The 12,738-nt window shown below is 38.8% G+C and carries 11 protein-coding genes and 1 other RNA gene; 4 read left to right on the top strand and 8 right to left on the bottom strand.

Features of this window, described 5'->3' with window-relative positions:
• Positions 1–5: 5 nt before the first annotated feature.
• Positions 6–1,325: a Xaa-Pro aminopeptidase gene (gene pepP / locus I5515_RS12040; RefSeq protein ID WP_199967175.1), complete on the bottom strand. Its 1,320-nt coding sequence runs from the start codon at positions 1,323–1,325 to the stop codon at positions 6–8.
• 67 nt (positions 1,326–1,392) lie between these two features.
• Positions 1,393–2,022 carry a UPF0149 family protein gene (locus I5515_RS12035; RefSeq protein ID WP_199967173.1) on the bottom strand — a complete coding sequence of 210 codons (630 nt, stop codon included), beginning with the start codon at positions 2,020–2,022 and terminating at the stop codon, positions 1,393–1,395.
• A gap of 64 nt (positions 2,023–2,086) precedes the next feature.
• Between I5515_RS12035 and I5515_RS12030 the strand changes: the two genes are divergently transcribed.
• From I5515_RS12030 to ssrS, 3 genes are all read left to right on the top strand, one after another.
• Complete coding sequence (locus tag I5515_RS12030) at positions 2,087–2,647, top strand: hypothetical protein (RefSeq protein ID WP_199967171.1); 561 nt, start codon at positions 2,087–2,089, stop codon at positions 2,645–2,647.
• On the top strand, positions 2,644–2,928 hold the full coding sequence (locus tag I5515_RS12025) for a cell division protein ZapA (RefSeq protein WP_199967169.1): 285 nt from the start codon (positions 2,644–2,646) through the stop codon (positions 2,926–2,928). The genes I5515_RS12030 and I5515_RS12025 overlap by 4 nt, the downstream gene beginning before the upstream one ends.
• A 189-nt stretch (positions 2,929–3,117) precedes the next feature.
• A non-coding RNA gene (ssrS, locus tag I5515_RS12020) (6S RNA) lies at positions 3,118–3,301 on the top strand.
• Positions 3,302–3,434: 133 nt separating this feature from the next.
• Here ssrS and I5515_RS12015 read toward each other — a convergent pair.
• From I5515_RS12015 to I5515_RS12005, 3 genes are all read right to left on the bottom strand, one after another.
• On the bottom strand, positions 3,435–3,755 hold the full coding sequence (locus I5515_RS12015) for a hypothetical protein (protein WP_199967167.1): 321 nt from the start codon (positions 3,753–3,755) through the stop codon (positions 3,435–3,437).
• A gap of 92 nt (positions 3,756–3,847) precedes the next feature.
• A complete protein-coding gene (locus I5515_RS12010; protein WP_199967165.1) occupies positions 3,848–3,961 on the bottom strand; it encodes a hypothetical protein in 114 nt (37 codons plus the stop codon).
• A 112-nt stretch (positions 3,962–4,073) separates the two neighbouring features.
• Positions 4,074–4,418, bottom strand: a complete 345-nt coding sequence (locus tag I5515_RS12005) for a hypothetical protein (protein WP_199967163.1) — start codon at positions 4,416–4,418, stop codon at positions 4,074–4,076.
• 223 nt (positions 4,419–4,641) lie between these two features.
• On the opposite strand from I5515_RS12005, the gene I5515_RS12000 reads away from it, so the two are divergent.
• A complete protein-coding gene (locus tag I5515_RS12000) occupies positions 4,642–5,226 on the top strand; it encodes a 5-formyltetrahydrofolate cyclo-ligase (protein ID WP_199967160.1) in 585 nt (194 codons plus the stop codon).
• A 120-nt stretch (positions 5,227–5,346) separates the two neighbouring features.
• Here I5515_RS12000 and tpgA (I5515_RS11995) read toward each other — a convergent pair whose 3' ends face one another.
• From tpgA (I5515_RS11995) to tpgA (I5515_RS11985), 3 genes are all read right to left on the bottom strand, one after another.
• A complete protein-coding gene (gene tpgA / locus I5515_RS11995) occupies positions 5,347–6,129 on the bottom strand; it encodes a trimeric autotransporter adhesin/peptidogylcan-associated protein TpgA (protein ID WP_199967158.1) in 783 nt (260 codons plus the stop codon).
• Between the two features lie 60 nt (positions 6,130–6,189).
• Positions 6,190–11,328 carry an ESPR-type extended signal peptide-containing protein gene (locus I5515_RS11990; protein WP_199967156.1) on the bottom strand — a complete coding sequence of 1,713 codons (5,139 nt, stop codon included), beginning with the start codon at positions 11,326–11,328 and terminating at the stop codon, positions 6,190–6,192.
• A gap of 606 nt (positions 11,329–11,934) precedes the next feature.
• Positions 11,935–12,714, bottom strand: coding sequence for a trimeric autotransporter adhesin/peptidogylcan-associated protein TpgA (gene tpgA / locus I5515_RS11985; RefSeq protein ID WP_199967145.1), 780 nt, complete (start codon positions 12,712–12,714; stop codon positions 11,935–11,937).
• Positions 12,715–12,738: the final 24 nt, after the last annotated feature.

Raw genomic sequence — 12,738 nt, 5'->3', positions numbered from 1 at the left:
TTTAATTATGCTTTAGCTTGCGCCATTAAATGTTCAATATCTGCAATATCTTTAACCACATGAGCAGTTAAAACTCGTGGGCCTTTCGAGGTTGCGACCACATCATCTTCAATACGAATACCAATACCACGCCATTTTTTATCTACAGTCGCATCATCTGGCGCAATGTATAACCCTGGTTCCACTGTAACAACCATACCTTCTTCGTATTGACGCCAGTCTTCACCTTTTTTGTAAGACCCGACATCATGTACATCCATACCTAGCCAATGGCCTGTGCCATGCATATAAAACTGACGGTATGCTTCATTTTTGATGAGTTCGTCAACATTACCTTTGAGCAAACCTAAATTAACTAAGCCTTCAGTTAAAATTTTGACTGCAACTTCATGAGGTTCACGGTAAGAGTTACCAATACGAACTGCATCAATGGCAGCGTATTGGGAAGCCAATACAACTTCATATAATGCTTTTTGCTCAGTACTAAATTTACCATTCACCGGAAAGGTACGAGTAATATCCGAAGCATAGAATTCATATTCACATGCAGCATCAATTAAGACTAAATCACCATCTTTGAGTGGTTGGTTATTTTCAACATAGTGCAAAACACAAGCATTAGCTCCACCGCCTACAATACTGTTATAAGACGGAACACAGCCATTTTTACCAAAAATATAATTGAGTTCAGCTTCAAGAGCATATTCCATCATGTCTGGGTGTACCGTTTGCATCGCACGTGTATGGGCTTCGGCACTAATGTTTGCAGCAGTTTGCATCAGCTCAAGTTCTTGTGGTGACTTAACTAAACGCATTTCATCTACAATACGGTCAAGCTGCAAAAGTTGAGCTGGAGCGCTCTCATGTCGGTGCTCGTCATCTGCTTTTTTAATCCATTGGCTCACTCGTGCGTCAAACGCAGCATTGTGTCCAATCCGATAATAAAGACGCTCTTTATTTAATAACTTCTCAATAATTTCTTCATCAAGCAAATCAATTACATATGCTTCATCAGCATCATAGTCTTCAACTGCACCATCAACTCCGGCACGGAAACCATTCCATATTTCCATCTCGCGATTACGTTCACGGCAAAAAAGACTATAGCTATAATCATCGTCCTCGAAGGTTTCAATGACAGCAACTGCCTCAGGCTCACCAAAGCCCGTCAAATAGAAAAAACTACTATCGGCACGAAATTTATAATCCGCATCACGATTACGGTACATTTCCTCACGCGTTGCAATAATTGCAATGCTGTTTGGACCCATTTTTTCTGCCAAACGGTCTCTACGATGTCGAAAATCAGCTTGAGGCAATTTCATAATGATCTACTTGATTTAGAATTTTAAAGTCAAAAAATAAAATACAACCAATAACACATCGCCTCAATTAGCTTGGGCGATGTGGAGTAAACATTTCTACAATAGTTTGTTCTGTGTCTACAGCGGCAGATTTAATTTTTGCATGAAAGTTTTTCAATAAAGAACTGTCAGCTACAGTGATTTTTTTTCTACCAATAGACAAGCTTACAGGTATTAAGCGTACAAATTCATACAATTCTTCGTAACTGCTTTCACCTTCTTCATCATTATCAGAGTCTTCAAATTCGACCGCTGCAATATCTTGAAGGTTCTCAATCAACTCACGTTCATCATCACGAATATGACCCGATGCCAATCCAAAACCTAATACAACACCCGCACACCAATCTGATAATGCTTGTACACGCTCTTGAAGCGTATGTTCATCATCAGGAAGCATAGGTAAATAATCTAATTCATCATCAGATATAGCGTGAACGACATCTTCTGCTTCATCAGTTAAAAGTGCTAAAGCATCGTCACTTAACTCTGGCACATTAAGGGTTGTTAAAATTTGTGACCATTCTTCACGCGTTGGCGCTTCTGTCACACAAACAATACCTGTTAATAGACCATGTAACTCACTAGGGCTTGAAATTTCTTCAATTCCTTCAAAATTACCGTTCCAATCTGTCCAGCCTGAAATATCGTCTTGCATTCGTTTATCCAATCTCTATACTTTGTATATATTACCTTTGATTGCAATTCTGTGCGACCTCGTTATGTTAGAACAATTACAGCGGCTACAAGCGCATATTAGCGTATTAAAAACACGCTTACATCATTTAGAGAGTGAACATGCGACACTCTCAGAAGCTAAAGAACTGGCTGAAACAGAGCATCACGCACAAGTTGTGCAAAAAAATAGTATTATCACTAAAAAACAAGAGGAAATTGAGTCCGTAACTGAGCAATTATCTCAGTTAAAAGGTCAATTTCAACAATTGAATCAGGATGCTAACACACTTGCCGAACGTTATAGCCGATTAGAAAAAAGCACGACTGATTTAAAAAATCGTTTTCAAGAAATTCTTGCTGAACGAAATGAATTACGTGTTACAAAAGAAAAGTTACAGGCTCACCAGCGTCAAACCCAACAAGAGTTACATGATTTACAACAAGATCGTGATCGTTTGTTACAAAAAAATGAGCTTGCTAAATCAAAAGTTGAGGCCATTATTCAGCGTTTAGGAATTTTAGGTACAGCCCAAGATCAGCATGCCCAAGAAATTCAGCAGCTTGCCCATCCTAATGCTGAAACTGGCGAGGAGACCCAATCATGAGTGAACAAGTCATGGTAGAGCTTAGGCTGATTGAGCAGACCTTTAGACTCGCGACTACTTTAGATAAAAAAGATGAACTTGAACGAGCCGCAGACCTTCTCAATGAGAAATTTAATGAGATGCGTCGTAGTGCCCCACGTGTTGAGCACAATAAACTGGTCATTATGGTTGCTCTACAATTGACTCAAGAAGTACTGAGCCTTAATAAATCTTTGCAAGAATACACTCACTGTGAACGTTTACTGCAAACAATATTGGATGATGTTGAACAGATAGTTTAATAAACCATCGATACAAAAATGCCTTGCTCTATGAATAATAGATGCAAGGCATTTTTTATTAAGGCTATCTACTACGATTGAATATTATTTTATGCTTGCGAATGTACAAAGCTTCATCAAACGCAAACTAAGTTTACAGTTCCTGAGGTTTAGATGATTGCCAACAGGGTCAGATCGGTTATACTTAAACTGTCTCTGGGGTGTTCGCCAGCGGGTCTATTCCCCTGCCGATACTTAAACTTATGGATGTGTTCTGTATATTTAGAGTGTATGCCTATCTTCGTGTAGGAAACCCAGCAAGTATACGTCGCGTCCACCTTGAACTCATCGGGTTCAGGGTAACGACACATGCAGCGGCATCTTCGGAGCATTTAGTTTTAATACTTAAGAATAATTCAAAATATTTATTTTAATTTAGCTTTCATACAGACCTGTCAGTCTAAAATTTTCTTTTTAAAAAATTAAATTGTAGCTTACGTCATTAATTTATCTGCCCTTCTCTAATATTACTTTCCATTTCTATGAAGACACTCTTCATACCAACCTGTTTGAAAATCTTCTATTGCTTTTCTTTTAAAGAAACTAGTTCTAAAGACTTTGGCAGAGTAAGCCGAATCAATTAAATCTTGATACAGTTGTTTGGCTTTAGGATCTTCGAGGCCATCCGCTATTTGTTGCAAGTCTTGAGATGGAACTTTTTGTTGACGCGCCTCCATAACAGTATAAGCAACTTTTTTCACCACATTACAAATTTCGGGATCACTTACGTTTTCGTCAGCATGGCAACCTAAAGCCAAAAAACTAAGAAGAAATAATCTAGACTTCATGACTCTACCTTATTTTTATAGTTTAAAACTAATAACAGAATTCAATTATTAAAAAAAGAAATAGAGAGTTTATTACTATTTCTTTTAAAAGATCACACTGGATTAATCACGTAAAAATAAATAATAAGACTGCCTAAAACAGTTGAAGCAATCGTTAAGTATGTACCGACCGTATTAAAACTCTGTAAGAATTTCAAGATTTCCATATCTAGAACCCCCAAACTATCACCTATAAAGACAAAAAGGAATTTATCACAACCCAATAACACCAATCAATTCACACTTATCTGATTTTTTGAGAAAAAAAACAACATTAGCTTATTGATTACATCTAATCGCAAAAGCATCTTTGTAGTAATCAGTTGCACTCTTTAAATCTAACAATAATTTTTCTTCCGTATAAGGTTTGGGTGAAATTTTTATTAATGCAGGCATATATTGGGTCTTATAAACCTCAGGGTAATCATGGCACAAGATTTTGACTTTAACCTCTTGTGGGGTATTCGGATTATCCAATTGATCTAAAAACTCTCCAATTTTACGATCAGAATCTTCAAATTGAGCTTTATAGTCAACTTCAGCAGCTTTGGGTTCTGTTTGTTTTGTGCACCCAACAAGTAATAATAAGGCACTTATTGTGAGGGTTAAATTTTTTAACTTCATAGGCTTAACAATTTCACATTCATCTTTTTAATTATTCTTATCTCATTAAATGTAAATAAATACTGGTAATACGTAAAGAAATAGAAATTTTTATCGCTAGAGAAGATATCTTGCATCAAATAAGTTTAAAGTTATTTTCTAATTATTTTTCTATTTCCGTAAAGCTATAGAAAAATAGGTATAATTTTGCACGACTAATCTCAAATCTTTGTTAGATTTACACATGAATGAACTTAGTTTTATTAGAAAAGATTTAAGATCTAAAAGACGCTCTTTAACCACATTGGAGCAAAAACAAGCTCAGCTTAATGTTCTCCATCATCTTAATCGCCTTGCTATTTTTCATTCATCAAAAAAGATTGGTTTATATTTACATGCCTTTGGAGAAGTTCATACAGACCTTCTCATAAAGTTATGTTTTCAAAAAAATAAACAAGTTTACTTACCTATGATTTGTTCTATGAATCAACGACTAGTTTGGGTAAAAATATCTAGGAACCAATATTTAAATCGTCGTTTTTCTCATCATCCATTGGGAATGAAAGAACCTATGGCAACTCGAGGAAGACATGTGTCAGAGCTTGATTTACTGCTTATGCCACTTTTAGCTTGTGATCACTACGGGACACGTATTGGCATGGGGGGTGGTTATTATGATCGTACATTGGCAAGTGCTAAGCATAAGCCTTATCGTTTAGGATTAGCACATCAGTTTCAATTCATTAAAGATTCTTTAAAACGTCAAAGTTGGGATCAACCATTAGATGGCTTGCTGACACCACAAAACTTTTATTATTTTAAAAGATGATTTTTATATAAAAATTTAAACAACTGTTTGATTTGAAATTCATCTTACTTGCTTTTTTAACCTCCTAAAACGAAAAAAGTAACCACCCTAGGGATGATTACTTTTTCGTGACAGACCGCTTTACCAAGTTATATTAACACGTCTATTTGGTGCTAAACACTGAATAAGTTGTGAACTATTGTTACCGCTACACTGCTTATATAAATCGGTTTGGCTATTTGCCTCTATTTTTATACGATTTGCTTCAATGCCTTGTTGTACCAATAACTCAGCAACTGTATTGGCACGTTGTGAAGACAATTTCTGGTTATAGCTAAATTTACCTAACGGATCTGTAAAGCCTGAAACAATTACAGGAGTCGTTGTCTCGGTTTTCTTAATCTGCTCGGCAATTTTCGCAACGCTATCAATACCCTCTTGAATCGCGCTCGCATCAAACCGATCAAAGGCAAATAATACACTCGCTGTACGCTCTGCAATGACATTACTATGTACAGGTGGTGCCTGATTATTCTCACCCAAAGCAGCTAAGCCTTCACACTCCTCACCCTTCCAAGATAAACGTTTCGCCAAATATTTTCCATTAAAATCAATACGTAACTGGCAGCGTTTATATTGGTTTGTGTTAGGAATACGGACATCTAATACATAGTTCCAAACTTTTACTGCAAACACCCCTTCACTAAATTGAGGATTTCCTAATAAAGCTCGAATTTGGTCTTTATTCAGCCCTAAATCTAAGCGAGCAACATCTTGGTATTCATAACGTTTTACTTGTTTCAAATAACTTTTTTCAATAGCAGGAAAATGGATCTCCTGTTGCTGAGCAGGTTCATTCGCATAAGTTGTTACCACAAAACCAGCAAAAGCAGCTACGACTAAGCTTTGGATTGTTTTATTCATTTCTATAATCTCTTTAATCTGTCGAGCAAGGAGAGCATCGCTACTCTCCTAACCAGTTTCTTAGTTAATAACACCACTAATACCAATACGAACGCTTGGCTCACCTTGAGAAGCAGCTGCCACACCACCCGTAATTGACCAACGGCCATTGTCAGATGTTTTTCGTAAGGTCACACCGACAGCATTTTCACCACCATGATATGCAGCCCCAACAGCATAGGTGTATTTACCGGCAACAAATGGCGCATTTTCTAAAGCCATCGCAGCGGCAATACCGGCATTGGCCCTTTTCTCAACATCATCAATACGTTGGTTTGTCGCATAAAATGCTTGCTCAAGCTTGTTGTTTACATTATCAATTTTGGTATTTAATGTTTGATCAGCTTGATTCAATGCACCTATCGCATCACCAACATTGTTGTAGGACTTATCACCCACGTTATATGTAGGGTTTGAGAAGCTTTGGGTAATATTGTTATAACCAGCTCCACCACCTAGCGAGTTTACAAGCGCTTGGTTTGTAACATTAAGCTGAGAACCATTTACTGCATCTTTTGAAGTCGCAGTCACTGCGCCCTCTTTAACGCCAGTCACTGTACGCTCACCTGCTGTTCCAGCAACATTAACTTGTGTACCACCAGTGTCTTTACCAACAGTAATCGCAGCATTTTTATCCGCTTGCTGAACTAAACCAGTTTTACCATTATTAATGTTATTTTGAAGGTTCGAGATATCACCCGTATTTTTGTCAACCTGTTGTTGAACACTCCACAACTGGCCTCCATTCACTGCATCTTTAGAACCTGCTGCTACAGTACCATTTGCTACATTCTTAAGTGCTGTACCATTTGCACCACCAGCTAAAGTGACAGAATCTTTATTGACTGTACCGTCTGCATTTTTGTCATACTGAACTGCACTATTAGCCAAAGCACCAACATTGTTATTAATGTTCGTGATTGCACTATCAAGTTGTCCCTTGTTCACTGCATCTGTCGTGTTAACACCAGCAGCTACATTGGTAATGACCTTATTACCTGCACTGATTCCAGAAGTCGTAATACTCGGACCACCAACAATAGTTAAGCCTGTTGCTCCTAACTGAACGTTATCTCCAACTTTTACACCGGTCGTATCAATTACTGTAGTACCCGTTGTAACGCTATCAACCTTCAAGTTTTTGTTCAGCGCAACCTTAATGTTACCGTCATTATCCGTATTGCTCGTCTGAGCAACGGTTAAGTTATCGTCGCCTGTAAAGTTGACTTTGCCATTTGGCTTGATGTTTTTAGCAGTCGCTGTATCACCATTGGCTGAAACAGTCCAGCCTGCATTTGCTGCTGTGCCTGCATCAGTGACTGCTTTATCAAGTGCTGTTAAGGCATCGCCTACATTGTTTGCACTTGTACCTGCAACATTATAAGTCGGGTTAGAAATCGAACCATCTGGATTAGCTTTAGCACCACCACCAAAAATAGTAGCTGTAGAATCACCATTCTTAGTCACACGATTATCGAGGGTATTTAACTGGCTACCATTTACTGCATCTGTTGATGTCGAAGAAATAGTGCCTGCTGCGACATTGGTAATCTTCTGGTTAGCAGCATCAATGCCAGACTTGGTTACACTTGGGCCACCAGTAATGGTTAAACCATTGGTATCTAGCTTGCTGTCGCCTGTCGTTACACTGTCAATATTAAGATCACGGTTTAAACCATACTGGATCTTGTTACCAGTCTTGCTTACTTTCAGGTTCGCTTCACCTGCAACCGTACCAATATCAACGGTATCACCAGCTTTCACTGCACCTGCATTGGCACCATTGCTTTGTAGTGTCCAACCTTTGTCCAATGCAGTGATCGCAGCACCCACGTTATTTACGTTGTTGCCATTTACAGTATAAATTGGTGAACTAACTGCGCCTGTAACTGGATTATAAACTGCGCCACCACCTAAGTTGTTCGCTGTACTGGTACCTAAAGCATCTGTCTTGGTGTTGGCTGCTGTAGTTACTGCACCCAATTGGCTTACATTAACAGCATCAGTCGGATTGGTTCCTGCTGCAACATTGGTAATCTTCTGGTTGCCCGCATCAATACCAGACTTGGTTACACTTGGACCACCAGTAATGGTTAATCCGCTGTTATCAACCTTAGTATTGCCAACCGTTAAGCTACCCGCATTGGTTAAACCAATATTGTCATTCACATTGTATTTATAAGTATTGGTTGTCGGGTCATAGGTTGCAGTCGTATTGGCACCATCTGCAAAGTTAACCGCTTCACCCAACTTCACGTTCTTAGCCGTACCACCATTCACACTAAAGTTCAGGCCTTTATCTGCCGTCGCTTGGGCTGCTGCTGCATTGGTGACTGCCGTGTTTGCAGTATTTTGCGCAGTGGTTACATTCTGATTGGTCGCATTTAACTGGCTACCATTCACTGCATCTGTTGATGTAGCAGAAATAGTGCCTGCTGCAACGTTAGTAATCTTCTGGTTAGCCGCATCAATGCCTGACTTGGTTACACTTGGGCCACCAGTAATGGTTAATCCACTGTTATCAACCTTGGTGTTGCCAACCGTTAAGCTACCTGCATTGGTTAAACCAATATTGTCATTGACACTGTACTTATAAGTATTGGTTGTCGGGTCATACGTTGCAGTGGTATTGGTACCATCTGCAAAGTTAACTGTTTCACCTAACTTCACGTTGTCAGCTGTACCACCATTAACACTAAAGTTTAGGCCTTTGTCTGCTGTTGCTTGGGCTGCTGCTGCATTGGTCACTGCCGTGTTTGCAGTATTCTGAGCAGTGGTTACATTCTGATTGGTGGTATTTAACTGGCTACCATTCACTGCATCTGTTGATGTAGATGAAATGGTTCCTGCTGCAACGTTAGTCACTTTCTGGTTGCCTGCATTAATACCAGCAGACGTTACACTTGGGCCACCAGTAATGGTTAATCCACTGTTATCAACTTTAGTGTTGCCGACCGTTAAACTACCTGCATTGGTTAAACCAATGTTGTCATTCACATTATATTTATAAGTATTGGTTGTCGGGTCATACGTTGCATTCGTATTGGTACCATCTGCAAAGTTAACCTTTTCACCCAATTTCACGTTGTCTGCTGTGCCACCATTGACACTAAAGTTTAGTCCTTTGTCTGCCGTCGCTTGCGCAGCAGCGGCATTGGTCACTGCTGTGTTTGCAGTGTTCTGAGCAGTCGTTACATTCTGGTTGGTGGTATTTAACTGGCTACCATTTACTGCATCTGTTGATGTAGATGAAACGGTCCCTGCTGCGACATTGATGATTTTATTTCCACCATTATCTAGCCCAGTATTTGTTAATTTTACTGGACCATTCGCTCCACCATTAACTGTAATACCTGTACTATTCAGCACCGTATTACCAGTTGTTACGCTATTTAATGAAATATCATCAGCTAAATCAAAAGTAACATCCGTATTGCTATTTAATTCGTCCGCTACTTTGGCAACAGTATTTTTCCCATTGATAAAGCTAACTTTATCATTTGTATTATCGCCAATAGTCGCTTTATTGGTCGTTCCTTGACGTATCGCAAATGTATTCGCGTTTACAGTATAAGTCGTTATACCGTTACTATCTGTTCCCTGAGCAACTGTCGTACCTGTTCCAGCCAAAACTTTAGAAGTTGCTTTTTTTAACTGTGCGACATTGGTTGCATCTGTATCATTCGTTCCAGCCGCAACGCTAGTAATCTGACGAGTTCGTGTAGTTCCATTGCCAACTGAAACAGCGGCATCTGTTGCCTTCCAAGTACTATTGGTACTTGTCGTACTCGTTTCAGTTAAAGGATCATATCCGAGTGAACCAGAAGCTCTATCAGCAACCGAACCACTACCTAAAGCAACCGAGTTATTCTGTAACGTTGCCTGTGCTCCGGCACCAATTGCTACAGATGTTTGAGAAGAAGCTGCGCTATTTGAACCAATAGAAACACTTTGGTCTCCAGCCGTAGCAACTGAACCAACCGCTACTGCCAGATTGGATGCAGTTGATTGCATCCCCACAACCACAGCATTCGTGCCAGTCGCAGCAGTATTAGAGCCTATTGATATCGAATTTGCCCCAGATGCACTGGCACCTTTTTGAGTTGCTGTTGCGCCTGATTGTACATAAGCAGTATTTTTTAAGTCTTTTCCTGCACCAATGGCAATTGAATCGCCCCCTGTAGCAGCAGAATTAATACCTACAGCAACATCACCTGTTTTACCTGTATAAGCCAATGCACCAATAGATAAACTACCTTGCCCCTCTGCATCTGCTTTTGTACCTACTGCCACCGAAGCTAGTGCCCCAGCTGTCGCTACAGGACCTAAAGCTGTCCCCAAATCATTAGCAGTTGACTTTGACCCTACTGCAACCGCAGCTTCACCTGTTTGTACACTGGTATAACGATTTCCTACTGCAGATGCACCACCATTTGTTTGTTCAAAGTTGACTAAGTAATCACCTGTCAAATTTTTATATGCAGTTGCAGTAGCGGTATTATTATATAAAGCATTATCTCCGGCAGCTGGCGTATAGTTAAAAGCCGGAGCATTCGTACTAGCGACTTTATCCATATCGTCAGCGCCAATAGCGACAGACGAGTTACCTTTCGCTATCGTCTGACCACCTAATGCGACAGCTTGAGCTCCACTTGCCGTGGCTTGAGCACCAATCGCGATAGACTCATTATAAGTTCCTGTCGCATTTGCTGGATTTACTGTAGAAGCTTGGCTTCCTATTGCAATATCTCTATCTGAATCTGTTACAGCTCCACAACCCAGCGCTAATGAACGGTCTCCCCCAACATAAGCTTGGCCAGTAGTCGTTCCTGGTGTAGTTCCAGTACATGCTGACATTGCTGTTGAGTTAACAGTACCATTTGGCCCAAGAGCACCACCATTAACGCCAACTGCACCAAAAGTGATGGAAGGAACAAGTACGGTTAGTATCCCCCATGTAAGTGGTTTGATCCGAAAAAGGAGTGGTGCAGGGAGAGATGAGGGATCGATAATTAAATTATTGTTTGAAACTTCAGTCGAAGATACCAAAGCATCATCTGTTCTTTGGTTACGAGTTTTTGAATGGCCCTTTGCAATTTCAGAAACGGCAACCCAGATTCCTAATGAAGCATTCCAAATGACTTTGTATATCTGATTCATATGCTTACTCGCATTTTTACACAAAATAGACAATGCTTACCTTAAGTTACATAAAGTTTCAAAAAACAAAAGGTATAGCAATTTTCGCGGACTATATTAGAGAAAAAATGAGATGTTAATCACAAAAAATATACTTAATGCGATGAAATACAAAGAAAAACAAACAATATATAAACACATAAATAGAAAAAAAATATTATAAATTTCTTGTAAAAATAAAAGTTGCAAGCATTGAAAGGTTTTCTTATGTTAATTATTTAAATCACACATAACTGATAAATAAAATATATAGTTTAAAAGTATTAAATTTTTCCATGAAAATAAAAAAATTATTTATCGCATTAGTATTTTTTTTAATCGAAAATTTTTATACCGATATGGCCTTATTACACAGCATTCATATATTTATTGTTTCGTCATCGTTTAGAACATCAAAGTCGATGCTAAGCATTAGGCAGCTTAATAGCTTCACAGCACTTTCATTTTTTAAAAGATGATTTTTATATAAAAAATTAATAGCTTTAAATATATCCTTTTTATTTTCAGTCTCCTAAAACAAAAAAAGTAACCACCCTAGGGATGATTACTTTTCTTGCGCAGACCGTTTTACCAATTGATATTAACACGTCTATTTGGTGCTAAACATTGAATAATTTGTGAACTATTGTTACCACTACACTGCTTATATAAGTCAGTCTGGCTATTCGCCTGTATTTGTATTCGGTTTGCTTCAATACCTTGTTGTACCAATAGCTTGGCAACCGTATTAGCACGTTGAGAAGACAATTTCTGGTTATAGCTAAATTTACCTAAAGGATCTGTAAAGCCCGAAACTATAATAGGAGTTGTTGCCCCACTTTTCTTGATTTGTTCAGCAACTTTAGTAACGCTATCAGTTCCTTGTTCAATCGCTTTAGCATCAAACTGATCAAAAGCAAATAATACACTGGCCGTACGCTCACCTATTAAGTTGCTATGCGCTGGTACCTGATTATTTTCACCCCAAGCAACCAAACCCTCACACGCCTCACCCTTCCAAGATAAACGTTCTGCTAAATAGTGCTTATCAAAATCAACACGCAACTGGCAACGTTGATATTGGTTTGTGTTAGGAATACGGACATCTAATACATAGTTCCATAGTTTTACTGCAAAAAGTCCTTCACTAAATTGTGGGTTTCCCAACAAAGCTCGAATTTGATCTTTATTTAGTCCTGTATCTAAACGAGCAACATCTTGGTATTCATAACGTTTTACTTGTTTCAAATAACTTTTTTCAATAGCAGGAAAATGGATTTCCTGTTGCTGAGCAGGTTCATTCGCATAAGTTGTTACCACAAAACCAGCAAAAGCAGCTACGACTAAGCTTTGGATTGTTTTATTCATTTCTATAATCTCTTTAATCTGTCG

The organism is Acinetobacter calcoaceticus, from assembly GCF_016508255.1.
Taxonomy (GTDB): Bacteria; Pseudomonadota; Gammaproteobacteria; order Pseudomonadales; family Moraxellaceae; genus Acinetobacter; species Acinetobacter calcoaceticus_E.
Note: the sequence above shows the minus strand (reverse complement) of the source record. Positions and strands in the feature narration are given on the sequence as shown.